At 72.2% G+C, this 22692-nt stretch carries 21 protein-coding genes and 1 pseudogene; 14 read left to right on the top strand and 8 right to left on the bottom strand.

All coding sequences use genetic code 11. The features are described 5' to 3' along the window. Window positions 1-312: 312 nt before the first annotated feature. The 3 genes from AB0H52_RS22370 to AB0H52_RS22360 are packed head-to-tail and all read left to right on the top strand — an operon-like array spanning window position 313 to window position 2577. Window positions 313-693 carry a hypothetical protein gene (locus AB0H52_RS22370; protein ID WP_151489137.1) on the top strand — a complete coding sequence of 127 codons (381 nt, stop codon included), beginning with the start codon at window positions 313-315 and terminating at the stop codon, window positions 691-693. Between the two features lie 14 nt (window positions 694-707). Further along, window positions 708-2078, top strand: coding sequence for a hypothetical protein (locus AB0H52_RS22365; protein ID WP_357949703.1), 1371 nt, complete (start codon window positions 708-710; stop codon window positions 2076-2078). A 55-nt stretch (window positions 2079-2133) separates the two neighbouring features. After that, window positions 2134-2577: a DUF5990 family protein gene (locus AB0H52_RS22360; RefSeq protein WP_151489139.1), complete on the top strand. Its 444-nt coding sequence runs from the start codon at window positions 2134-2136 to the stop codon at window positions 2575-2577. Window positions 2578-2619: 42 nt separating this feature from the next. Here AB0H52_RS22360 and AB0H52_RS22355 read toward each other — a convergent pair whose 3' ends face one another. The 5 genes and pseudogenes from AB0H52_RS22355 to AB0H52_RS22335 all read right to left on the bottom strand — a co-directional run bounded on the left by AB0H52_RS22355 (window position 2620) and on the right by AB0H52_RS22335 (window position 8271). Further along, window positions 2620-3327, bottom strand: a complete 708-nt coding sequence (locus AB0H52_RS22355; protein ID WP_357949700.1) for a carbonic anhydrase — start codon at window positions 3325-3327, stop codon at window positions 2620-2622. A gap of 102 nt (window positions 3328-3429) precedes the next feature. Next, entirely contained in the window at window positions 3430-3987 is a 558-nt protein-coding gene (locus AB0H52_RS22350) for a hypothetical protein (RefSeq protein WP_151489141.1), read from the bottom strand. 208 nt (window positions 3988-4195) lie between these two features. Beyond that, window positions 4196-5680, bottom strand: a complete 1485-nt coding sequence (locus AB0H52_RS22345) for a DUF1996 domain-containing protein (protein WP_357949697.1) — start codon at window positions 5678-5680, stop codon at window positions 4196-4198. Window positions 5681-5987: 307 nt separating this feature from the next. Next, window positions 5988-7897 (bottom strand): annotated as a pseudogene (locus AB0H52_RS22340) (glycogen debranching N-terminal domain-containing protein); the annotation flags it as partial. A gap of 8 nt (window positions 7898-7905) precedes the next feature. Then, on the bottom strand, window positions 7906-8271 hold the full coding sequence (locus AB0H52_RS22335) for an SCP2 sterol-binding domain-containing protein (protein ID WP_151489143.1): 366 nt from the start codon (window positions 8269-8271) through the stop codon (window positions 7906-7908). 241 nt (window positions 8272-8512) lie between these two features. Here AB0H52_RS22335 and AB0H52_RS22330 point away from each other — a divergent pair, with 241 nt between their 5' ends. The 5 genes from AB0H52_RS22330 (at window position 8513) to AB0H52_RS22310 (ending at window position 12716) form a co-directional block, all read left to right on the top strand. Further along, on the top strand, window positions 8513-9463 hold the full coding sequence (locus AB0H52_RS22330; protein WP_151489144.1) for an SRPBCC family protein: 951 nt from the start codon (window positions 8513-8515) through the stop codon (window positions 9461-9463). A 26-nt stretch (window positions 9464-9489) separates the two neighbouring features. Continuing rightward, window positions 9490-10662 (top strand): zinc-dependent alcohol dehydrogenase, encoded by a 1173-nt coding sequence (locus AB0H52_RS22325; protein WP_151489145.1) that lies wholly within the window; start codon window positions 9490-9492, stop codon window positions 10660-10662. A 206-nt stretch (window positions 10663-10868) separates the two neighbouring features. Continuing rightward, window positions 10869-11513, top strand: coding sequence for a hypothetical protein (locus AB0H52_RS22320; protein ID WP_357949693.1), 645 nt, complete (start codon window positions 10869-10871; stop codon window positions 11511-11513). Between the two features lie 129 nt (window positions 11514-11642). Further along, a complete protein-coding gene (locus AB0H52_RS22315; protein WP_278122786.1) occupies window positions 11643-12029 on the top strand; it encodes a DUF2267 domain-containing protein in 387 nt (128 codons plus the stop codon). Between the two features lie 117 nt (window positions 12030-12146). Further along, the gene (locus AB0H52_RS22310; RefSeq protein WP_151489147.1) at window positions 12147-12716 is read left to right on the top strand and encodes a GNAT family protein; all 570 of its coding nucleotides are present in this window, start codon (window positions 12147-12149) and stop codon (window positions 12714-12716) included. Window positions 12717-12723: 7 nt separating this feature from the next. On the opposite strand, the gene AB0H52_RS22305 is transcribed toward AB0H52_RS22310, so the two are convergent. Next, on the bottom strand, window positions 12724-14202 hold the full coding sequence (locus tag AB0H52_RS22305; protein WP_357949689.1) for a glutamate--cysteine ligase: 1479 nt from the start codon (window positions 14200-14202) through the stop codon (window positions 12724-12726). 132 nt (window positions 14203-14334) lie between these two features. On the opposite strand from AB0H52_RS22305, the gene AB0H52_RS22300 reads away from it, so the two are divergent. After that, the gene (locus AB0H52_RS22300; RefSeq protein ID WP_151489165.1) at window positions 14335-14673 is read left to right on the top strand and encodes a DUF3817 domain-containing protein; all 339 of its coding nucleotides are present in this window, start codon (window positions 14335-14337) and stop codon (window positions 14671-14673) included. A gap of 38 nt (window positions 14674-14711) precedes the next feature. On the opposite strand, the gene AB0H52_RS22295 is transcribed toward AB0H52_RS22300, so the two are convergent. Further along, a complete protein-coding gene (locus AB0H52_RS22295; RefSeq protein ID WP_357949708.1) occupies window positions 14712-15260 on the bottom strand; it encodes a hypothetical protein in 549 nt (182 codons plus the stop codon). A 142-nt stretch (window positions 15261-15402) separates the two neighbouring features. On the opposite strand from AB0H52_RS22295, the gene AB0H52_RS22290 reads away from it, so the two are divergent. The 3 genes from AB0H52_RS22290 to AB0H52_RS22280 are packed head-to-tail and all read left to right on the top strand — an operon-like array spanning window position 15403 to window position 19447. Next, window positions 15403-16527, top strand: a complete 1125-nt coding sequence (locus AB0H52_RS22290; RefSeq protein ID WP_357949686.1) for a Vms1/Ankzf1 family peptidyl-tRNA hydrolase — start codon at window positions 15403-15405, stop codon at window positions 16525-16527. Next, window positions 16520-18274, top strand: coding sequence for a thiamine pyrophosphate-binding protein (locus AB0H52_RS22285; protein WP_151489150.1), 1755 nt, complete (start codon window positions 16520-16522; stop codon window positions 18272-18274). Before AB0H52_RS22290 ends, AB0H52_RS22285 begins: the two co-directional genes overlap by 8 nt. A 48-nt stretch (window positions 18275-18322) precedes the next feature. Then, the gene (locus AB0H52_RS22280; RefSeq protein ID WP_151489151.1) at window positions 18323-19447 is read left to right on the top strand and encodes an iron-containing redox enzyme family protein; all 1125 of its coding nucleotides are present in this window, start codon (window positions 18323-18325) and stop codon (window positions 19445-19447) included. Window positions 19448-19499: 52 nt separating this feature from the next. On the opposite strand, the gene AB0H52_RS22275 is transcribed toward AB0H52_RS22280, so the two are convergent. Continuing rightward, complete coding sequence (locus AB0H52_RS22275; protein ID WP_151489166.1) at window positions 19500-19730, bottom strand: CDGSH iron-sulfur domain-containing protein; 231 nt, start codon at window positions 19728-19730, stop codon at window positions 19500-19502. Window positions 19731-19929: 199 nt separating this feature from the next. On the opposite strand from AB0H52_RS22275, the gene AB0H52_RS22270 reads away from it, so the two are divergent. Together AB0H52_RS22270 and AB0H52_RS22265 are read left to right on the top strand one after the other, a co-directional pair. Then, a complete protein-coding gene (locus AB0H52_RS22270; protein ID WP_151489167.1) occupies window positions 19930-21318 on the top strand; it encodes a hypothetical protein in 1389 nt (462 codons plus the stop codon). Between the two features lie 223 nt (window positions 21319-21541). Next, window positions 21542-22684, top strand: a complete 1143-nt coding sequence (locus tag AB0H52_RS22265; RefSeq protein ID WP_278122780.1) for a SigB/SigF/SigG family RNA polymerase sigma factor — start codon at window positions 21542-21544, stop codon at window positions 22682-22684. Window positions 22685-22692 lie beyond the last annotated feature (8 nt).

Genomic DNA, 22692 nt, shown 5'->3' with positions numbered 1-22692 from the left:
TTCGACACGGCCGCCCTCGTCCACCTCGCCGACTACGAAGCGTAACCAAACACAGGACACTCAACCCGAACAGGACTTGCGACCTGCTGCACTAGCGACGAGGTGCACCCGGCGATTCTCGTCATGTCGCAATCCGGACACCGGCGACGGGTGCTCGGCCACCCGCACCCCCTTGCACCTGCCCGAACGGCAGCGGCCGGGCCGCCGTCGCCGGCCGGCCACCCGACGCGTCGTCCGGCGCGGGCATCCCAAGGGGTTACGCGGATGGTGCAATAGGGCCATCGTGGTGACGAATCGCTGACGGAGGAACGCGTGGACGGTGTCGAACTGGTTCTCGCCGCCTTGACGGCGGGCGCCACGGCGGTGGTCACCGACGCGACCAGCGCCGTGATCCGGGACACCGCCGCCAGTTTTCGGAGTCTGGTGCGAAGCAGGTTGACCGGCCGCGGTCAGGAGGCGCTGCAGGTGCTGGAGGTGGACGGGACGATCTCGGGCGTCGGGCAGGTACGCCTCATCGAGGATCTTGTCCGCGCCGGCGTCGACCGGGACGAGCAGATCCTCCGCCTCGCACGGGACCTGGTGGCGCGGGCCGAGGCGGCCGGCGGGCGGACCGAGATCGGGCATGCCGACCTGCGCGGCGCGCAGGGCGTCCAGCTCGGCAGCTCCAACACCCAGCACAACACGTTCCGCTGAGGCGGGTCGGGCAGATGGGCCGCAGCGGCCAGCCGAGAGACGACCGTTCGCGGGGTGTCGACGCCCGGAACGCCCAGGGCGTGCAGGTCGGCGACAACAACCGTCAGTACAACATCTTCGGTCCGGTGGTGCGGTCGGCGTACCTGGCGGAGGTCCGCCGGATCGCCCCGGCCCAACTGCTGCACCGGGAGGCCGAACTGGCGCGCCTCGTGGCCTTCTGCACCGGCGACGGACCGGACTCCTACCTGCGGTGGCAAGCCTTTCCCAAGGCCGGAATGACGGCCCTACTTGCCTGGTTCGTGCTGCACCCACCGCCGGGGGTGCGGGTGGTGTCGTACTTCGTCCCCGAGGGCCGCACCGAGCAGGAGAACCACGACGCGTTCCTCGACGTGGTGCTGGAGCAGTTGGCCGAGCTGACCGACGGGTCGATGCCGGGCCATCTGACCAGGTCGACCCGGAAGGCGCACCTGTTGGGCCGCTACACGGAGGCGGCCGAGGCGTGCGCACGGCGTGGTGAGCGGCTGGTGCTGGTCGTCGACGGGCTGGACGACCGGCGGAACGCGTCCGGTATCGCGCCGCTGTTGCCGGACCATCTGGTCGGCGGGATGCGGGTGGTGCTCGACACCGGCAGCGGTCTGCGGGTCCCCGCCGACCTGCCACCGCGTCACCCGCTACGGGAGGCACGCCGTCCCGACCGCCTGCCGCGAATCATCGACGAGGCGGAGCGGGCCCAGTTGGAGGCGGCGGACGCCCGGCGGAAGGTCGAGCGGCAACGCGCCGCCGACGGACGCCGCGCCGCGCAGCTGCGGGTCGACCAGTGGCGTGCCGCCGAGGCGGCGCGGACCACCCCGGCGGCCCGAGCGGGGGCGGTGCTGCGGGTGCTGGTGTTCGTCGCCGGTTGGACGGGGCTCCTCGTGCTGTTCGCCTGGCTGGCGTGGGCCTGGTACGACCCGTCGGTGGCGGGCATCCTGAGCGCCCAGATCCTGGTGGGCGCGTCGGGTGCCACGTTCGGGCTCGCGCCGGCCGCGTACCGGCTCGGTGCGGCGTACGCACCGGCGCCCCGGTCGCCCGCCGCCTGGTTCGGGTCGCCCCGGGTCATGGTGCTCTGCGGCGGTGCCGCGCTGGCCCTCATCGGCGTCGGCGGGGCGTGCGCGGCCGACTACCTCGACGCCCGCCACGACCGGCTGCTGGAGCGGTCCCTCGGCATGGCCGGAGCCCTGCCCTCCTTCGAGCAGACGGTGGCGTTCGTGGTGCTGGTGCTGATAGCCCTCGGCTGCTGGGCGGTCGGTACGTACGTCGCCGGTACGGCCATCGGTCCGTGGCAGGAGCGGCACCGGGAACAGGAGCGCACGTACCGGGCAGCCGCCGGCAAGCTGCCCTCGTGACCGGTGTCGACCGGCACCGCGAAGGGCCCGTGGTCAGGTAACTAGAGTCGGCGGTATGCGCATCCGGATCGACGCCAGCGACCTGCCCGGGCGACGCGCCGGCGCCGAGGCCGACGCGCTGCGGCTCGGCAACGTGCACGTCGGCGTCCAACGCAGGGCCGAGGTCGTCGATCGGGTGCCCGCCGACGCGGCGACGGCGACCTGGCACATCGAGGTGTCCAGCCGGGAGATCGACGGGGCACTGGACGTCGGCGGCCCGTGGGTGCACGGCCGCCCCGGCGCACGGTTTCTCTACCTGAGCTGGGGCGCCGTGACCGACGGCGACTTCGCGATGTTCAGAAGGGCGAAGCTGATGTTCACCGACGTCCCGACCGAACTGCTGCGCGCCGCTCACGAGGGCGCAGGGACTCTGGTCGGCCGGGTCGGGTTGACCGACGCCAGCGGCGGACCGCTGTGCGCCCGGGTGCACCCTCCCGCCATCGCCTGGACGGTGGAGTGACCCGACCGCCCCAACCCGACCGACCCGGTCCGTAGAGACTCGTCAGGCGACCAGCGACACGCGCCCGTTGTCCAGGTCGTAGCGGGCGCCCACCACCCGCAGAGCGCCCTGGTGCACCTTCTCGGCGATGATGGAGCTGCGCGCCGAGAGGGCCCGCACCTGGGCCGCGATGTTGGCCCGGACCGCGTTCTCCACCGGGTCACCGGGCTGGTCCAGCACCGATTGGACCACCGGGCGCAGGCTGTCCACGATGGTGCCGATGTGTCCGGGTGCCTCGCCGCCGGTGCGGATGGCGTCGATGGTGGCGGTGATCGCGCCGCAGCGCTCATGCCCGAGGACGACGATCAGCAGGCTGCCGAACTCCTCCACGGCGAACTCGACGCTGCCCAGCAGCAGGTCGTCGACGATGTTGCCGGCGACCCGGTTGTCGAACAGGTCACCCAGCCCCTGGTCGAAGAGCACCTCCGGCGCCACCCGGGAGTCCGCGCAGCCGACGGTGATGGCGAACGGGTGCTGGCCGGCGGCGAGCCGGTGCAGGTCCGCCAGGCCCTGGTGCGGGTGCCGGCCGTGCCCGGAGGTGAACCGCCGGTTGCCGGCGAGCAGGTTGCGCAGCGCCTCGGCCGGCGTACCGATCGGGTCGTCGGCCGTGGTGGGCGCGGCAGCGGACGGGCTCGCCCCCGCCGCGCCGAGCGCGACGACGGCGCCACCGGCGACCAGCAGTGAACGGCGAGACAGGGGGGAAGGCGCCACGATGATCTCCCAGAGGGTGGGGATGAGAACCTTCTTCCTATCAGCTCACCCTCCACAATGGTGCCCGCCCCGGTTTGGAGGGCGTGGCGGCACACGAGCCCCCTAGTAGGTGGCGTGTTGCGCCACGTCCCGCTCGCAGGCGATGGCAAGATCAAGACCGGCGCCGGCCGCACCCGGGTCATCGGCGGATCCGGCGAAGCCGTAGCTCAACCCGTCGGCCGACGGCTCAACGTCGACGTTTTTGGCCTTCAGACATTTTACGACGGCGTACACGAAATCCCGCGCCTTCGGGTTGGTGGGGTCCTTCTCCCACGGCTGGCGAGGGTACAGGGGATCGCACGCCTTGTTGGCGGCCTGCGTGACGGTGTCGCCGGGGGCCGGGACCTTCTTCTGCCGGATGGCCATCACATCGACGCCGTGGCTCTTCATGCAGGTGGTGTACGGCTTCATCTTGGCGGCCCTGTCCGACTCGGTGTCGTCGAGTCGAAACCTCGGGGCCTCCCCGGTCGGCGACGCACTCGGAGCCGGCGCGGCGGCGGACGATGTCTCCAGCGTGGCGACGTCGGGGGCACCGGGCGTCGCGCCGTCGGAGGAGCATCCGGTGGTCAGCACCACGACGGCCGCGGCGACTCCCAGTGACAGCCTGCGGTACCTCACCATGATTGCCTCGTTCCTGGGTTGCGTAGTTGACGCGGTACACCCTGGCGCAGGCATGTCAGGAACCGGTCAGGTCGCCGTTCGTATCCGGTTGTCCCGCGAGACCCGTGACGGGCTCGACGGTGCGGTGCGGGGACAGCGCGACTCGCGTCGGACGGCCCCCACGCTGAGGCGTGGGGGCCGTCCGACGATGGTGCTGCGGGGGCGGTGGTCAGCCGCCGGCGAACGTCGTGTCGATGCCGCACTTGGCGTTCTGGTTGAGGCAGGACTTCACCAGGTCACCGAGGCGATCCGGTTCCCAGGCGTTCATGAAGTCACCGTGCATGGACGACGGCTTGCCGGAGGAGAGGCTGAGGCCGTCACCGCCCAGCGACTGGTAGTTCACCATGAAGGACAGGTCCGGCACCGCCACCGGGTACTTGCCGGTGCAGACACCGTTCACCGGGTCGCCCATGTGCGGCTTGTGATCGGGCGAGTCGATGTTCTTGCCGTCCCAGCAGTCCTTGAACACGAGCTGGAAGATCAGGTTGCCGCCCGGGGCGCACCGCGGCCAGTTGCCGTCGGCGCTGCGGCCGATCTCGGCGCTGCCCGCGCACCAGAACTGGTTGCTGCCGGCGTTCTTCGGGGTGTCCACCTGCCGTTTGGCGTCGCCCTCGACCACCACCAGGCCCGGCGGGAACGGCTTGACGGTCGACGGGTCCTTGACCCGCGAGCCGTAGTAGATGCGCATGCTCTTGATCGGGACGGGCTTGCCGTCCTTGCGCAGCTCCGGGGTCCAGTAGGCGCTCTTGTCTCCCGGGGCGTTGCAGGTGTTCGCCGCCGAGAACAGCTTGTCCGTCGTGGTGAAGGCGTCGATCTTCGGGCCGAAGAAGGTGTGCATGTGCGAGGCGCCCGACAGGCCGGGCAGGACGATCGGGTCGTCGGGGGCCGAGTTCGCGACGCCGCAGTCGGTGTGGAACTCGGGAACCCGGGTGGTGCCCGGCGGCACGGCCTTCGGCCTGATGGCGTTGAAGGCGGCCAGTTCCTTACTCCACTTGGCCTGGTCGACCGGCACCCAGCCGCCGGCCGGCGCGGACGTCGACGGGGACGTCGAGGGGGTGGAACTCGGCGTGGGTGAGGCGCTCGGGACGGCCGACGTGCTCGGCGACGTGCCCGTCGCGGGGCCGAACGTGAACCAGTTCAGGTTCACGAAGTCCGATGTCGAGGTGCTCGTCATGACGGCGAAGACGGTCTGCGGTCCGGCCGGCACACCGGACGCCTTCGCGGTGACGGTCGTCCACTTCTGCCAGCCGCCGGTCTGCGTGATCGGGAAGCTGGCCAGCAGCTGGCCGGTCTGCGAGCCGAGGTGCAGCTCGACCGTGCCGCCGGTGGCGTTGTGCGAGGCGACCCGGGCCGTCAGGTCGGTGCCGGTGATCGCGACGCCGTCGTAGCGCAGCCAGTCGCCGCTGGCCAGCCAGCCGACGTTGCGGCCACCGTCGGCGTCGCCGGTGCCCTCGGTCTGCGCCCCGGACTGCGCCGCGAAGGCCTCCGCCTGGACCCGGCCGGGAACGGCGACCTCCTCGGCCTGGGCGCCGGCAATGTAGATGCCGCTGCCGCCCAGCGCGGCAACGACCGCGGAGGCGAGCGTGATGCGGGTGAGGCGACGACGCTTGCGCGCCCGGTCCGGCGGTGCGACATGCGCGGGGGGAGTCCGCATTACCAGTGGTTTCCTTCGAGTCGACGATAAAGCTCTTGTCGACAGGAAGTATGAGCAGTTCCGGAGCGTGCATCAATCTGCGGAAAAAGAATTAAGGAGGGTGGTCCGAATGTCTCCTGGTCGCCGCGTTGCCGGCCCCGGATAACACTTTATTGCCCGTCCAGCCTTAACTTTGTCCTAAGTGTGCGGAGGAGCTTCCTTGCCTGGTCAGCGGCTCACCGACGAAACCCGTCTCGATTATTACACCTTCCAAGAATGAATTCTGCTCCGATTTTCCGGAGTTCGCGGCGAGCTGCTCCTCTGACTGATCGGTACGGTAACGGGCGAACGCGTCCGCCTTGCCCCAGCGGCCGGGGATGTCCAGGAGCGCCACCCGCCCGAAGGTGGACGGGAGCGCCGGGGCCACGACCAGGTGGTCCTCGTGAGGATTGATGCCGAGCATGGTGCGGATGAGCAGCATGCACGCCCCGCTGGACCACGCCTGCGGGCTGCCGGCGGTCGGGTACCGGACCGGGTAGCGGGTGGTCTCACGGTCGAAGCCGCCGAACGCCTCAGGCAGCCGACCCTGGAAGTAGGTGGCGGCGGAGAGGATGCCCTCCGCGATGCGGGCCGCCTCACCGTAGAACCCGTAACGGCGCAGACCCCACGCGATGAAGGAGTTGTCGAACGGCCAGACCGTGCCGTTGTGGTAGCCGAGAGGGTTGTACCGCCGTTGCCCCTCGGCGAACGTGCGCACCCCCCAGCCGGAGAACAGCGCCGGACCCATCAGGTGCTCCACGACCCGCGCGGCCCGATCCGGTGGCACGATCCCGCTCCACAGCAGATGCCCGATGTTGGAGGACAGGCTGTCCACCGGAGTGCCGTCGTGATCGAGCGCGAGCGCGTAGTAGCCGCGGTCCTCCAGCCAGAAATCCCGGTTGAAGCGGTCGTACAGCGCCGCCGCCTCACGCTCCAGCCGGTCGGCGAAGTCGGGGTCATCCCAGACCGTACGCCCCAGCCGCGCCCCGCGGAGCTTCGCGTCGTAGGCGTACCCCTGGGTCTCGCACGTGGCCCTCGGGAAACCGGGCAGTCGTCCGTCGGCGTAGGAGATGCTGTCCCACGAGTCCTTCCAGCACTGATTGTCCAGGCCGGTGGCGCGGTTGCGTCGCTCGTACCAGATGTAGCCGGTGGAGGTCAGGTCCGCGTACTGGTCGATCCACGCCAGAGCCGCGCGAGCTTCCTGCTCCAGCTCTATCACCAGGGCCGTGTCGCCGCTCCACCGCTCGTACTCGTCGAGCAGCACCACGAACAGTGGCGAGGCGTCCATCGTGCCGTAGTAGGGGGAGTGTGGCTGCTCCTCGAACGCGGCCGACTCCCCGTAGCGCAACTCGTGCAGGATGCGGCCGGGGTCCTCCTCCAGCACGTCGTCGGTCCGGGCGCCCTGCAGCGAGCCGAGGATCCGCAGCGTCGGCAACGACGGTGTGACGGGCAGGGTCTGCAGGCAGGTCAGCAGACTGTCCCGGCCGAACAGGGTCATGAACCAGGGCAGCCCGGCCGCCGGCACGGTCGCCCCGCCGAGCGAGAGCGGGGCGAAGCGCAGCGCCGCCAGGTCCACCAGGCTGCGGTTGTACACCTGCTGGAGGGCGACGCTCTCGGTGTCCAGTGTCGGTGCCGCCGCGACCCACGCCTGCACGCTCGCCGGCAGGGTGGAGTCGTCCGGCCGTTGCACCCGGAGTGCGGAGCGCAGGTCGACGCCGTCCGGCCGCAGCGCCCGCAGGGCGGCCTGCAGCCGCGTCGACCACTGCTCGCCGGGGCGTATCCGGACGGCGAATCGAAGGCCGTGCGGGTCGACCTCGACCGGCTCACTCGCCGACACGACAACCTCACGCCGGTAGGTGTCGCGCCGGTAACCCAGGCACAACTCGTGCGGACGAACCTCGGTGTAGTGACTGCCGGCCTTGTCGCCGATGTCGAACTTGATCTCGAAGATGTCGGCGAAGTCGCCCGCCACCTCCAGCCGTACGTCGAGTTCGACGTCCTGCTCGCCTCGTAGTACTGGCTGTCGTCCACCGACAGCGCGGTCAGGCGCTCACCGTTGACGGTGAGCACCCAGCGGGACAGAAAGCGTGTGTCGGCGGCGAACAGTCCGACCGGGGTGGCGGGCGACGACTCCACGTCGCCACTGGCGTCGGACACCATGAACGTGTTCCCGTCGATACACGCCACCGTGCCCGGGATGTCCCTCATCAGCTCCGTCCCGTCTCCGAACCGTTCGGCGCGGGCGGATCGGGTGTCCGGGGAAACAGCCGCCCGATCCGCAACGCCAGACCGAGGTCACCGTCGACCATGATCTCGCCCCGGGTGATCGCCGCCAGACCGTTCACCTCACCGCGCGCCATCGCATCCGCGACCTGCGCGGACACCCTGATGACAGTCGTGGCGGGGTCGGGGCTCCTCGTCACCCGCATGTGGCCGTGATCGATGATCAGCAGCCACTGCTCCAGGTGGTCCCCGCCCCCGATGTCGAAGCGGACGCTCCCACACACCTTGCTGAAGCGCGGATCCTGGCAGGCCACGGCCAGCCGCTCGAAAAAGGCACTGGTCGCGGTCATCCGACCTCCCGGCCACCGTTGGAAGCGCACATCGCCTACCCGATGTCGGTCGTTGCTAACGCGGCGTTGCGGTCACCCTCGTCGGTCGCGCCGCTGGTAGCCGGACGCTCCCGTCGTGACATCGGACGTTCTACCTCGAACCGGGCTCATGGGGCGGACGTACCGCATAGCGTCACGGGGGCGGACCTCACCGCCGATCCGCCGTCCGCCGGCGGTCACGCCGACCGGGAAGGAATCGGAGATGGACCGTGTCGACACCATGCTCCTGCCGGAGCTGGACGGGCCCGTGCCGACGGCACTGCCGAGGACGCTGGGCCTGCTGAGCCTGGCCCTGGGCGTGGGTGCCCTGGTCGCGCCCCGCCCCCTCGCCCGGCTGACCGGCGTGGACGACTCGCCAGCCGCGCAGGCCGCGATCCCGGCCGTCGGCGCGCGCGAGGTGGTGCACGCCGTCGGCCTGCTCAGCGGTCGTCGACCCGCCGCCTGGGCGTGGACGAGGGTGGCCGGCGACGCGCTGGACCTGACCCTGCTCGGCCGGGCGATGGCCGACCGACGCGGCGAACGACGCCGCAGGCTGGCGTTGACCACCGCCGCGATCGCCGGCATCGCCGCCCTGGACGTGGCCGCCGCGATCGGCGCCGGCCGTGCCCGTCGCGCCCGCGCCCGCGTGATCCGGATGGAGGTCGCGGTGACGGTGAACCGGTCGCCCGCCGAGGCGTACCGGTTCTGGCGGGACATGGAGAACCTGCCCCGGTTCATGGCACACCTGGAGTCGGTGCACGTCGACGACCTGCGCCGCTCGCACTGGATCGCCCGTGGCCCGGCCGGTCACCGCGTCGAGTGGCGCGCCGAGATCGTCGACGACCAACCGAACAGGTCGATCACCTGGCGGTCGCTACCGGGCACCCGTGTGCCGAATGCCGGGCGGGTCGCCTTCGTGCCCGCCCCCGGCGACCGGGGCACGGAGGTGCGGGTGCGACTGCGCTACGCCCCGCCCGCCGGCGCGCTCGGTCGGGTGGTGGCGAAGCTGTTCGGCGAGGAGCCCGAGCAGCAGGTCCGCGATGACCTGCGCCGGTTCAAGCAGGTGCTGGAGACCGGCGAGGTGGTCCGCTCCGAGGGCAGCCCCAACGGCATCTCCGTACGCCAGCAGGCCATGCAGCGTCCCGCGCAGCCGCTGCCGGCGTCCCGCCGCTGACCGCCCGAACGTCGAAGGGACCGAGAATGAAGGCCAACGTCTGGATGGGCACCGACAGCGTCCGGGTGATCGACGTACCCGACCCGACGATCATGAACGCGCGGGACGCGATCGTCCGGATCAGCACCACCGCGATCTGCGGCTCGGACCTGCACCTCTACCACGGCTACATCCCCGCCATGCGCAAGGGCGACATCCTCGGCCACGAGTTCATGGGCGAGGTGGTCGAGGTGGGTCCGCAGGTCCGCAATCTCAAGCCCGGCGACCGCGTGGTCGTGCCCTTCCCGATCGCCTGCGGGCACTGCTCCTCCTGCCAGCGTGGCCTCTACTCGGTGTGCGAGAACTCCAACCCCAACGCCGGTATCGCCGAGAAGGTCATGGGCCACTCGCCGGCCGGCATCTTCGGCTACTCGCACCTGCTCGGTGGGTACGCCGGCGGCCAGGCCGAGTACGCGCGGGTGCCGTTCGCCGACGTCGGCCCGCTCAAGGTGCCCGAGGACGTCCCCGACGACCAGGCGGTCCTGCTCGCCGACGTGTTCCCCACCGCCTACATGGGCGCCGAGATGTGCGACATCAAGCCCGGGCAGGTGATCGCCGTGTGGGGTGCCGGGCCGGTCGGGCTGCTCGCCGCCGCCAGCGCCCGGATGCTCGGCGCGGAACGGGTGATCGTCATCGACCGGTTCCCGTACCGGCTGCGGCTGGCCGAGGAGCACGCCGGCGCCGAGACGATCAACTACGACGAGGCCGACGTGCTCGACACGCTCAACGAGATGACCGCCGGGCGGGGGCCGGACGCCTGCATCGACGCCGTCGGCCTGGAGGGCCACCACGGCAACGCCGCCATGTACGCGTACGACCGGGCCAAGCAGGCCACCCGCACCGAGACGGAACGGCCGTTCGCGCTGCGGGAGGCGATCCTGGCCTGCCGCTCCGGCGGGGTGGTCGCGGTCGTCGGCGCGTACGGGGGTTTCGTCGACAAGTTCCCGATGGGCGCGTTCATGAACCGGTCACTGATCATGCGGACCGGTCAGTGCCACGTGCAGCGTTACACCCGACCGCTGTTGGACCGCATCCGGCGCGGCGACATCGATCCGAGCTTCATCGTCAGCCACCGGATGCCGCTGCGCGACGCACCCAAGGGCTACAAGATCTTCCAGAAGAAGCAGGACGACTGTACGAAGGTGCTCCTCACGGTCTGAGCGGGCGTGGGTCGCTGTGGCGATGCCCGACCCCCCGGGGGTGCGGTGCCTGTGGAGCCTGGCTGATGGTCGCTGACCGGGTGCCGGCACCCACGCACCGGCACCCACGCACCGGCACCCACGCACCGGCACCCACGCACCGGCACCCACGCACCGGCACCGCCGGACCGGGGACGTGCAGGCGGTGTACGTGGTGCCGGAACTGCGTGACAGCGGGATCGGCGCGGCCCTGCTGGAAATGGTCCTGGCCGAGGCGCGCCGGCGACGGCTCGCACGCCCTGCACTATCTGCTCGAAGACGCCTTCCTGCCCGGGATGCCCGACCAGCAGCTTTCCGACACGTTCCTTGCCGAGGTGCAGCGCCAACTGTCGTACGCGGGCCGCCCGCTCTACGCGCTGTTGCAGGAGGCGACCTACGGCCAGCGTGCGGTGACGCCGCACGCCACCGGGTGGGCGGCCCAGCGGGTACGGGCCGAGTTCCCGCGGTTCGACGTCGACCGGGCGTTGGCGGGGGACCGGCCGGTGCTGCTGACCGGCGAGATGATCTACCCGTGGATGGTCGACACCGATCCCGCGCTGGCCCCGCTCGGCGCGGTGGCGGAGCTGCTGGCGCAGCGGACGGACTGGCCGGACCTGTACGACCCGGAGCAGCTGGCCCGCAACGAGGTGCCGGTCGCCGCCGCGATCTACCACGACGACATGTACGTCGACACGGACGATTCGCTGGTCACGGCGCGAGCGGTGCGCGGCCTGCGCCCCTGGGTCACCAACGAGTACGAGCACGACGGCCTGCGGGTGAGCGGACGCCATGTCCTCGACCGCCTGCTGCGCCTGGTTCGCGGCGAGATCTGAGGCCCTGCCCGCCGGCTGCCGCGACGTCCGGCTCGGCGTGCGCACCCGTTTGTGGTCAGCGAGCCGGGGAACTCGCCCCGTTCGTCCAACGGCAGGCCTCAACACCGAGGGAAACCGAAGGAGCGGGTCATGGACTACGAGCAGATGATCGCCACGGTACGGCAGCGCGCGGGCCTCGGGGAGAACGAGGCCGTGCGGTCGGTGCAGGCCGTCTTGTCGGTGCTCGGTGAACGGCTCGCCGGACGGGAGGCCGACAACCTGGCGGCGCAGCTACCGGATCGGCTGGACACGTCCGTCACCCGTAATCCGCAGGGCCGGAAGTGGGACATCGGCGAGTTCCTCAAGCACGTCGGCGACCGGGAGCAGGTCGCGGACGCGGACCAGGTGCGTCAACACGCTCAGGCGGTGTTGCGCACCGTCGCCGAGGCGCTCGACGACGACGATCGGCACGACCTGCTCGCCCAGCTGCCCGGCGGCATCATCGATCTCTTCGGGGTGCCCACGCCGCGCGGTTGATCGCCGCCGACGCGGAGCAGGTCAGCACCACCGGGCCGGCGTCGAGGGTCCTGGTCGGCCGGATCGATGGCCCTGCGGGGCCCACGCCCGCGCGTCGGGGCGGCTAGCGTGTCGTGAATGGAGAGTGCGGACCCGGCAGCATCCACGAGGGACGGGCTCGCCGTTCGGCTGCGGCCGGTGGGCGAGGCCGACCTGGCGATGTTCCGGCGGTTCTGCGTCGAGCCCGGCCTGATCGGGCTCGACTGGGCCGGCTTCCGCGACCCGGGCGCGCCCGTGCGGCGCTTCGCCGTCGACGGCTGGCTGGGTGTCGACGACGGGCGCCTCATCGTCGAGGTCGAGCAGGGCCACGCCGCCGGTTTCGTCAGCTACCTGTCCGGCCGCTACGGCGGCAGGGCCTCGTACTGGGAGGTCGGGATCGTGCTGCTCCCCGAGTGGCGGGGCAGGGGCGTCGGCTGGCGGGCGCAGGCGCTGCTCTGCGACTACCTGTTCGCGCACACCCCGGCGCACCGCATCCAGGCCGGCACCCACCCGGAGAACGTCGCCGAGCAGCGGTCACTGCAGAAGGCCGGCTTCCAGCTCGACGGTGTGGTGCGTGCCTGCGAGTTTCGGGCGGGCCGGTGGCAGGACGGCTACCTCTACAGCCGGCTGCGCGACGACCCGTCCCCGTGGGTCCGCCCGCGGGAGTAGGCCCTCCTCAGGGGATCGGCCACTCGTGCACCGGGCGGTTGCTGTGCATGAGATCCACGTAGTGGCGGACCACCTCGCGCAGCGCCGCCGGCCGGTCCAGGTGGTCGGCCGACTCCAACCGGTGCAGCGTCTCCACCTGCCAGCTCGCCCCGTTGCGGCCGGTCAGGCAGCGCTGCTCGATGATGCCGAGCAGTCGGTCGCGTTCGGCCGGGTCGAGCCCCCACCGGTCCAGGCCGTGATGCGCCATCGGCAGCAACCGGCGCAGCACCAGCTCGGTGACGGGCAGGTAGCCGAGACCGGGCCAGAACACCTGCGCGTCGATGCCGTGCCGGGCGCAGCTGGTGAAGTTCTCCTCGGCGGCGCTGAACGACATCTGCGACCACAGTGGCCGGTCCGATTCGGCGAGGGCGCGGACCAGTCCGAAGTAGAAGGCCCCGTTGGCGATGGTGTCCAGCACGGTGGGGCCGGCCGGTAGCACCCGGTTCTCCACCCGCAGGTGCGGTCGGCCGCGCGACACGTCGTACACCGGGCGGTTCCACCGGTAGATGGTGCCGTTGTGCAGGCGCAACTCGGCGAGATTGGGCACCTCACCGGCCGCGAGGGCCTGCGTCGGGTCCTCCGGGTCGCACACCGGCAGCAGTGCCGGGAAATAGCGCACGTTCTCCTCGAACAGGTCGAACACGCTGGTGATCCACCGCTCGCCGAACCAGACTCTGGGGCGTACCCCCTGGGCTTTGATCTCTTCCGACCGGGTGTCGGTGGCCTGCTGGAACAGCGGGATCCGGGTCTCGCGCCACAACTCCCGGCCGAAGAACAGCGGTGAGTTCGCGCCCACCGCCACCTGGATGCCGGCCACCGCCTGGGCGGCGTTCCAGTAGTCGGCGAACTGGGCGGGGCTGACCTGCAGGTGGAACTGCGTGCTGGTGCAGGCGGCCTCCGGGGTGATCGTGTCGGCGGTGACCGCCAACCGTTCCACGCCGCTGATGGCGATCGGCAGATCCTCACCGCGGGCCGCGAAGATCTGCTCGTTGAGCAGCTTGTAGCGGGGATTGGCCGAGAGCGTCTCGGCGGTCAGGTGCTCGGGGCGCAACGTCGGCAGGATCCCGATCATGACCATGTGCGCGCCGATCGTCCGGGCCTTCACCTCGGCGGCGTTGAGGCTGGCCCGCACGGTCTCCTCGAAGTCCGCGGTGCCGGTGCCGGTCAGTCGACGCGGAGGCACGTTGATCTCGACGTTGAACTGGCCCAGCTCCGTCTGGAAGCTCGGGTCGGAGATGGCCGCCAGCACGTCGGCGTTGCGCATCGCCGGATTGGACGCCTCGTCGACCAGGTTCAGCTCGATCTCCAGGCCGGTCATCGGCCGGTCGACGTCGAACCGCGACTCGCGCAACATCTCGGCGAAGACATCCAGGCAGCGGCGGACCTTCTCGCGATAGCGGGCCCGATCCTCCCGACTGAAGGTTCGCACGCCGACGTCCTCGCCCATGGTCACCACCCTGTCACCGCTGGTCCCCCTAACCTCGCACGTGATCGGCGGGCGGGGGAAGACCCGATGGTTCTTTCCTACCCAGCTGAGGCGCCCAGCTAGCATTGCGCCCCGGAAGGTGGTGGCGTGGGGATGCGCGAGAAGGTGACCCGACTGTTCGTCGCGGCGGCGATCGCCGAGGCGTGCTCCTGGCTGGCCCTGCTCATCGGGATGGCCGTCAAGTACGGTCCGCCCGGCAACGAGCTGGGCGTCAAGATCTTCGGCCCGATCCACGGCGGCCTGTTCGTCGCGTACGTCCTGCTGGTGCTGGCGGTCGCCCGGCTGCACCGGTGGAGCCTGCTCGCGACGGTCGTGGCGCTGGCCAGCGCGGTGCCGCCGTTCGCCACCCTGGCCTACGAGCGCTGGGCCCGCCGCCGGGGGATGCTCGGCGTCGACCGCGAACCGGCCCGCGAGCCCGCCCCGGTCGGCTGACCCTTCCCGCACTCGGGCCGGGTTCCCGGCCCCAGCGGTCAGGTCAGCGCCGAACAGGCCACGACGCCGATGAGCAGCATCGCCCCCAGCATCGCCTGCAACAGCAGCGGCGGGCCGAGATGCGACCAGAGCGTCGCGGTACGCGGGGTGAGCAACTGCCCGGTGGTGAGGTTGACGATCCGCTCGATGCGGGGCGGCAGCTCCGGGTCACGTTGCGGGCGCAGGGTGAGCTGGAGATGGTCCGCCGGGTGCAGCGCGCTCTGCGGCAGGTGGCCGTGCAACTCCACCTCGCAGAGCTGACCGGCGGTGTTGCGCAGCCGGACCGGCGTCACCAGGTATTCCGGACCCTGCTTCAACTGCTTCCAGCGCCGCCGGGTGCCTCCACCGCCGAACGAGAACAGCGAGCGCAGCAGCAGCGCGGGGAGCCGGGCGACAGCCGCTGCGGAGAGCACGGCCACCAGCACCGGTTGACCGATGCGTACCTCGCGGGTGTAGCCGTCGAGCAGGCGGATCAACCGTCCGGTGACGATCCGCTCCGTCGGGTGCACGATGCGTCGGGTATCGAGTCCGCTGTCCATTTCCACCACCGAGAGTCCGCTTCCGTTCACTGATCGTATCGATCTCGCCGGTTGAACGACGTGAATGAAACCTGGTCACGGGCTCACGGCCGTGAGGTGACATCCCGGGCGAGCAGGGTAAGCGGGGGGCCGAGCTGGAAAGGGGTCGAGCATGCAGCTGTCCTTCCTGCGCCCGCTCTACGACCATCCCGGGCCGTGGTGCTCGGTGTACCTGGATGCCTCCGCCGACACGGAGGACGCCCATCCCGCGCTGGACCTGCGCTGGCGTGCCCTGCAGAGTCGCCTCAGTGAGCAGGGGGCGGACGAGGCGAGCATCGCCGCGCTGGACCGCGTGATCCGTGGACACGACCCGATGGTCGGGGACTACGGCCTCGCGGTCTTCGCCAGTCACGGCCGGGTGGTGCTCTCCGAGTACCTGTCCGCGCCGCCACTGCGCGACCTGGCCACGTGCGGGCCGCTCCCGCACGTGATGCCGCTGCTCGCCCAGCGCGGCGAACAGGTGGCCTGGGTGCGGGTGGTGGCCGACCGCGTCGGCGCCGACGCGATGGCCGTCAGCGCCGGCGGGGTGCCCCGACGGGCGCACGTCGCCGGCCGGGCGAGCTTCCCGCTGCGTCGCGTGCAGCCCGGCGGCTGGTCCCAGTCGCGGTACCAGCGCGCCGCCATGGAGGCGTGGCACCAGAACGCCGGCGACGTCACCGCGGCGACCGTGGAACTGGCCGACAAGGTCGGCGCGGACGTGGTGGTGGTCGCTGGCGACGTACGGGCCACCGGCATGATCGCCGCCCAGATGCCCGAGCGCTGGCAGGACCTGGTGGTCCGCACCGACGCCGGCTCCCGGGCTGGCGGCGCGGACCAGAGCCTGCTCGACGACCTCACCGTGCAGACCATCGCGGAGGTCGCCGACCAGCGGATCGCCGCCGCGCTGGACAAGTTCGGTGTGCAGGAGGACGTCGGCGCCGGTCTCGACGCGGTCGTCTCCGCGCTGCAACGCAACCAGGTGGACACCATGATCATCGTCGACGACCCGTCGGCCAACGGTGAGCTGTGGATCGGCCCGGAACCCACCGAGATCGCCGTCGACGCGGGGCAACTGGCCGCCATGTCGGTGGCCGACCCGCAGCGGGTCCGCGCCGACGCGGCGCTGATCCGGGCCCTCGTCGGCACCGACGCGGCGCTGACCGTGCTGGGCCCGGACGAGGCACCCGAACTCGCCGACGGCGTCGGCGCGGTGCTGCGCTACGTCGACCCCAGCACTCCGGGGCGCGGCAATGGCTGAGCGGTACGTGGCCGACCTCGTCGTGCAGCGGCTGCTGGCCTGGCGGGTACCCCGCGTGTTCGGATACCCGGGCGAGGCGATCGCGCCGATCATCGAGGCGTTGGAGCGTACCGGCGGCGACCCGGCGTTCATCCCGGCCCGACACGAGGAGACGGCCTCGTTCATGGCCACCGGGCACGCCAAGTTCACCGGCGGCATCGGCGTGTGCCTGGCCACCCAGGGACCCAGCGCGGTCCAACTGCTCAACGGCCTGTACGACGCCAAACTGGACAGCAAACCGGTCGTGGCGATCGTCGGCGAGGACATCTCCGGGCCGCTCGGCGGCGCACACCAGGAGATCGGGTTGAGCCGGCTCTTCGCCGACGTGTGCAACCAGTTCGTCCGCTACGGCCGCAGTCCGCAGGACGTACCGGGGCTGCTGGACCAGGCGTTCCGTACGGCGGCGGCGACCCGCAGCCCGACCTGCGTGGTGCTGCCCCGGCATCTGCAGGAGGCCCTGGTGCCCGACCTGCAGACCAACGCGGTCGGGGTGATCTCGGCGACGCCCGGTGAGCCGCTGGCCCGCGTCCTGCCGCACGAGGTGGACCTGGAAGCCGCGGCGCAGCTGCTCGGCAGCGGTCAGCGCACCGCGATCCTGGTGGGCCAGGGCGGGCGGGGCGCCGCCGCGGAGATCGTCGAGCTGGCCGACCGGCTCGGTGCCGGGGTGGCCACCTCGCTGCTGGGCAAGCCGGTCCTCGACGAGCGGCTGCCGTTCCACGCCGGGGTGCTGGGCGAGGTCGGCACCCCGGCCGCGGCGGAGCTGATGGGCGGCTGCGACACGCTGCTGCTGGTCGGCACCAACGACCCGTGGACGGACTACTTCCCGATGCCGGGGCAGACCCGCACGGTGCAGATCGACATCGACGGCCGGCGCATCGGCACCCGTTACCCGGCCGACGTGCCGCTGGTCGGCGACGCCGCCGAGACGCTGCGGGCACTGCTGGCCCGGGTGCCCGACCGACCCAACCCGCAGTGGCGGGCCACCGTGGAGAACTCGGTGGACCGCTGGCGGGCCGAGGCCGCCGACCGGGCCGCAGCGCCGGCCGAACCGATCAACCCGCAGCTCGTACTCCAGGAGCTGTCCAGCCGGCTGCCGGGCGTCGGCTCGGTCGCGGTCGACGTCGGCTCGGTCCTCTACTGGTACGCCCGGCACCTCGCCCTGCCGCCCGGGGTGAACGCGCAGCTCTGCGGCACCCTCGGCTCGATGGGCTGTGCCCTGCCGTACGCGGTGGCCGCCAAGCTGGCCGTACCCGACCAACCCGTGGTCGCCCTGGTCGGCGACGGCGCCATGCAGCTCAACGGACTCGCCGAGCTGATCACCGTGTCGCACCACTGGCAGTCGTGGCGCGACCCGCGACTGGTGGTGCTGGTGCTCAACAACCGGGACCAGAACGGCATGGGCGGCGGGCGGCAGCCGTCCGGCGACCCCACCCAGCGCCGACCCGACGTGCCGTACGCCGGCTGGGCCCGGCTGCTCGGGCTGCACGGCGTCCGGGTGGACCGCCCGGAACTGATCGGCGCGGCCTGGGACGAGGCCCTCGCCGCGGACCGTCCCTGCGTACTGGAGGCCGTCGTCGACCCGGCGGTGCCGCTGGCGCCGCCGGAGCCGGCGTTCGCCGACCTGCGCGGCCTGTACGCCGACGGGGCGGCCGCCCGGAAGGTGCGGGAGCAGACCGAACGTACGGTGGCCGCGCAGGATCTCGTTTAGGCGTCCTGCTCAGGGGCATCAGTACCGGCCGACGACGCTGGAGGACACATGCCGGAGCCCACCGACCGCCGCTACGGTCCCGCGCCCCTGCCGCAGCCGCGCGGTGCGCTGTCCGCGGCGGTGACCGACGCCCTGCGGCGTGCTCCGCACGACCTGCCGGCGAGCCTCGGCGCCGACCTCGACCCGGCGGACCCGCTCACCGACGAGGACCTGCAACTGACCCTGTTCCTCTGCTACGAGCTGCACTACCGCGGCTGGCGGGGCGTCGACGAGGACTGGGAGTGGCAGCCGACGCTGTTGGGCCTGCGCGCCCGCGCCGAGCGGCCCTTCGAGGCGGCGCTGCGCCGGCTGGTCGGCGCCCCACGGGTGCCCGCCGCCGGGGTGGCGGCCGGGCTGGCCGAGCTGGTCGCGGCCGACGACGGGCCGGCGCTGGCCGCGACCCTGCAGCGGCGGGCCGACCTCGCCCAGTTCCGCGAGTTCGTCGTGCACCGTTCCGTCTACCACCTGCGCGAGGCGGACCCGCACAGCTGGGCGCTGCCCCGCATCGACGGGGAGGCCAAGGCCGCCCTCGTGGAGATCCAGACCGACGAGTACGGCAATGGCCGGCTGGACCGGATGCACGCGGAGCTGTTCCGGCGCACCCTCGACCGTCTGGGCCTGGACACCGGCTACGGCGCCCACCTGGACGCGGCGCCCGCCGTGACGTTGGCGACCAACAACCTGATGTCGCTGTTCGGGCTGCACCGACGCCTGCGGGGAGCGCTGCTCGGGCACCTGGCCGCGTTCGAGATGACGTCCTCGCTGCCCAACCGCCGCTACGGCAACGGGCTGCGCCGGCTCGGCTTCGACGAGGTCGCCACCCGCTTCTACGACGAGCACGTCGAGGCCGACGCGGTGCACGAGCAGATCGCCGCGCACGACCTGTGCGGTGGCCTGGTCCGCGCCGAGCCGGCCCTCGCCCCCGACGTGCTCTTCGGCGCGGCGGCCGGGCTCGCGGTGGACCGGCTGTTCGCCGCGCACCTGCTGGACAGCTGGGCCGCCGGCCGCAGCTCGTTGCGCTCCGCCGTCCCCACCGTCTCACCCGTCGCACCGCCGCCCCTGCCGCCCACCGTCTCGCTCACCGCGACGGCGTCCACCGCCATGGTGCCGCCGGCGCAGCCCACCGTCGCCTGACCGGCGCAGCGGCGGCGCGTTCGCGGGACGGCGACGGGCGGGGAGCGGCGGCTCAGCCCTCGCGGGCCGTGCCCGCGCGGAAGTTGACCAGCTTGTGGGTGCCGTCGCAGAACGGCTTGAGCGCCGACTTGCCGCAGCGGCACAACGCCACCGTGCCCCGGCGGGCGTCGATCCGCTCCCCGTCGGGGGTGACCAGCGCGAAGTCGCCGCGGACCAGGAGCGGTCCGTCCTCGTACGGGGTGATCGTGGCGGCAGCGGGCTCGCTGGCGTCGTCGGTGCGCATGGCCCCGGAAGTGCCCACCCTGGCTCCGCCGAAACCCGAGCGACCGAACGCCGATGATGACCGGCGCACCCCGCCGACCAGCGGATTGTGCCGCCGGGAGGGTGATGCCCCGTTTGAACCCCATCGGGACGGGAAGCCGGGCCGCGTGGTGAGCGAACGAGGCAAGGTGGGGCCGGTGCACAAGGTGCGCAAGGGGCTCATGGCCGACGGTGCCGGTCTGGCCGGCGACCGGGTCGTGGCCGTGGGCAGCGCCGCCCGGGTGCTGGTCGCCGCCACCGCCCGCGCGCTGCGCGGCACGGACTGCGCCGACCTGGGGCACGCCGGGCCGATGTCCCGGTTCCCCGGCGCGCCCGAGCCGGTGCGCCGCGCCGCCGTCAGCCGGGCCGCCGGTCGGGTCGCGCTCACCGCCGCCCAGGTCGACGAGGTGGACGCCGCCCGCGTGGCCCGCTGGTTCGTCGACCAGTACCCGCGCCAGCGCTACCCCGGGGTGCTGATCGGGTCGCCGCACGGCGCGGCGGCGCACCTCGCGGTGGCCCTCGGCGTTCCGTGGCTCCCGGCCGGGTTCGAGATGACCGTGCACTGGACCGACGGCGCGGTGGACCGCCCGGCGGACGCGCTGCAACACGGCGCGGCACTGGCCACCCGGCTGCTCGCCGGCAACGCCGACCTGCACCTGCGCCAGGTGCACTGCCCGGCCAGCCGGGGACCGCTGACCGGGGTGACCGTGTCGCTGGCCGCCGCCTGGCAGGCCCTGCCGGCCGCGTACGGGCAGTTCCTGGCCGACCGGCTGGCCCCGGGCGCCCCGGTCGTGCTGGTCCGTGACGCGCGGACCTGGCCCGTGCTGGAGCACAGCGCGGGGCACAGCTTCCAGGTCGGCTGCCCGGCCAGCGGGCTGGACCCGGTGGACTTCCACCCGGACAGCCACGCGCTGCGGCAGGTGCTGCGTTCCGTCGGCGGTGACGCCACCCGGTGGGAACCACCGCAGATGTCCGCGCCGTCCGGTTACGCCGAGCACGGCGTCGACTCGGGCTTCGAGTTGTCCGCGCGGGACTGGGCGGCCCGCCGCGAACACCCGCTGCACCGGGTGCTCGTGCCTCGCCCGGCGGCGCTCAGCGCGGGGGTCGCCGACCTGTACCGGCGCTGGCTGCGCGCCGCCGGCAAGACCGGTGACCGGTTGGTGGTGGAGTGCGGCCGGCTGCTCGATCCGTGGCAGGTGGTGCGGGCGGGGCTGGTGCCGTACTGGTGTGAGAACGCCACCCGGCGCAGCGTCGACGAGGCCGAGTGGTGGCTGGCCGGCAGCGAGGCGTTCACCTCCGTGGACGTGCTGCCCGAACCGCCCGGGATGCGCTCGCCCGCGCTGGCGGGCCTGCCGCAGTGGCTGGCCGTCGCCGGGTTCGGTCGGCGTCGTCGGGCATTGGACCGCACCGCGGCCCGCGGCTACCCGGTGACCTCGGTACCGACCCGCCGGGCCACGGAGGTGCTGCGCGCCCAGCCGTACGACCTGCCCACACCGCCCTCCCTGGGGGCCGCAGAGGCCCTCTCCATCCTCGGCGAGAGTGGCCGCCACCAGGGGTTGTTGGTCTCCTGAGGCGAGGACGCCGAAACATCCTCGCGAACCCGGGGTCCCGTGATTGAGTACCTACGGAGCGGGAACATCGCTGGCTGCGACGCCCTGATCGCGTCGCGTGCAGGCGTTGTCACCCGCTGGCATCCCAGTCACTGACCCACCTTTTCCGGCCCGGTGCGTGGCTCGACCACGCGCACGACCGGTTTCCCGATCCGGGCGGGGGACCTTCCTGAGGGAGGCGCGGATGTTCGGACAGACGAGCACGACCACGACCACACCACCACCCACCGAGCGAGGTCTGGAGGACCTCGACGCGGCGGCGCTGGCGTACGCGGCCCGGATCGCCGGGCTGCCGCCCGAGCGGCGTGGAGAGGCACGCGACGACCTGGTCCGCTTCGCACTGCCGTTCGCCGGCCGGCTCGCCCGCCGCTACCGGGGGCGCGGAGAGCCACTGGAGGATCTTGAGCAGGTGGCCCGCCTGGGGCTGGTCAACGCCGTCGACCGCTATGACCCGGAACGGGGCTCCTTCACCGCGTACGCCGCGATCACCATCGTCGGCGAGATCAAACGGCACTTCCGAGACCGCACCTGGGGCGTGCACGTGCCCCGCCGGCTGCGCGACCTGATCCTCGAGGTGGGGCAGGCCACCGCCGCGCTGACCAGCGAGCTGTCCCGGGCGCCGTCGGTGGCCGAGCTGTCGGCCCGGCTGGAGACGCCGGAGGAGGAGATCCTCGCCGCGCTGGAGTCGGCGGCCGGCTACAGCCCGGCCTCGCTCAACGCGCCGGTCGGCGGCGAGAGCTCCGCCGAGTTCGGTGACCTGGTCGGCGAGTCGGACAACGCGCTGGAATCGGTCGACGACCGGGTCACGGTCAGCGGTCTGCTGCACCGACTGCCCTGGCGGGAGCGGCGCATCCTGGCCATGCGGTTCTACGGCAACCAGACCCAGGCGGAGATCGCCGCCCGGTTCGGCATCTCGCAGATGCACGTGTCCCGGCTGCTGTCGCGGGCGTTGACCTGGTTGCGTCAGGCGATGCTCGCCGACGCGCCGCCGCCCTGGCAGAACGGCGCCGCCGAACCGGACCCGGGCAAGACCCGGATCTCGGTGAAGCAGAACGGCGACCGGGTGGTGGTGGAGGTCGGCGGCGAGGTCGACCGCGACGGCGCGGACCAGCTGCGCCGGGCCATGCTGGAGGCGGTCACCGGTCAACCCAGCGAGGTCGTCGTCGACCTGGTCGGCGCGGGCGGTTTCGACGCGGGCGGAATCGCCGCGTTGATGGCCGGCCGGGACGCGGCCGCCCGGACCGGGGTGCCGCTGCGGCTGACCCGGGTGCAGCCCGCGGTACGCCGCTCGCTCACCGCCGCCGGACTGGCGCCCGCGCGGGACTGACCCGCCCA

This window comes from Micromonospora sp. NPDC050695 (assembly GCF_040654415.1).
Lineage (GTDB): Bacteria > Actinomycetota > Actinomycetes > Mycobacteriales > Micromonosporaceae > Micromonospora.
The sequence above is the reverse complement of the archived record's forward strand: the minus strand, read 5'-3'. Positions and strand labels throughout refer to the sequence as shown.

Coding starts and splice junctions, on each gene's coding strand:
- AB0H52_RS22285 (WP_151489150.1), top strand. CDS start 16,520: ATGGCTGAGCGGTACGTGGCCGACCTCGTCGTGCAGCGGCTGCTGGCC.
- AB0H52_RS22330 (WP_151489144.1), top strand. CDS start 8,513: ATGGACCGTGTCGACACCATGCTCCTGCCGGAGCTGGACGGGCCCGTG.
- AB0H52_RS22310 (WP_151489147.1), top strand. CDS start 12,147: ATGGAGAGTGCGGACCCGGCAGCATCCACGAGGGACGGGCTCGCCGTT.
- AB0H52_RS22305 (WP_357949689.1), bottom strand. CDS start 14,202: ATGGGCGAGGACGTCGGCGTGCGAACCTTCAGTCGGGAGGATCGGGCC.
- AB0H52_RS22350 (WP_151489141.1), bottom strand. CDS start 3,987: ATGGTGAGGTACCGCAGGCTGTCACTGGGAGTCGCCGCGGCCGTCGTG.
- AB0H52_RS22325 (WP_151489145.1), top strand. CDS start 9,490: ATGAAGGCCAACGTCTGGATGGGCACCGACAGCGTCCGGGTGATCGAC.
- AB0H52_RS22365 (WP_357949703.1), top strand. CDS start 708: ATGGGCCGCAGCGGCCAGCCGAGAGACGACCGTTCGCGGGGTGTCGAC.
- AB0H52_RS22335 (WP_151489143.1), bottom strand. CDS start 8,271: ATGACCGCGACCAGTGCCTTTTTCGAGCGGCTGGCCGTGGCCTGCCAG.
- AB0H52_RS22290 (WP_357949686.1), top strand. CDS start 15,403: ATGCAGCTGTCCTTCCTGCGCCCGCTCTACGACCATCCCGGGCCGTGG.
- AB0H52_RS22270 (WP_151489167.1), top strand. CDS start 19,930: ATGGCCGACGGTGCCGGTCTGGCCGGCGACCGGGTCGTGGCCGTGGGC.
- AB0H52_RS22345 (WP_357949697.1), bottom strand. CDS start 5,680: ATGCGGACTCCCCCCGCGCATGTCGCACCGCCGGACCGGGCGCGCAAG.
- AB0H52_RS22265 (WP_278122780.1), top strand. CDS start 21,542: ATGTTCGGACAGACGAGCACGACCACGACCACACCACCACCCACCGAG.
- AB0H52_RS22315 (WP_278122786.1), top strand. CDS start 11,643: ATGGACTACGAGCAGATGATCGCCACGGTACGGCAGCGCGCGGGCCTC.
- AB0H52_RS22280 (WP_151489151.1), top strand. CDS start 18,323: ATGCCGGAGCCCACCGACCGCCGCTACGGTCCCGCGCCCCTGCCGCAG.
- AB0H52_RS22275 (WP_151489166.1), bottom strand. CDS start 19,730: ATGCGCACCGACGACGCCAGCGAGCCCGCTGCCGCCACGATCACCCCG.
- AB0H52_RS22300 (WP_151489165.1), top strand. CDS start 14,335: ATGCGCGAGAAGGTGACCCGACTGTTCGTCGCGGCGGCGATCGCCGAG.
- AB0H52_RS22360 (WP_151489139.1), top strand. CDS start 2,134: ATGCGCATCCGGATCGACGCCAGCGACCTGCCCGGGCGACGCGCCGGC.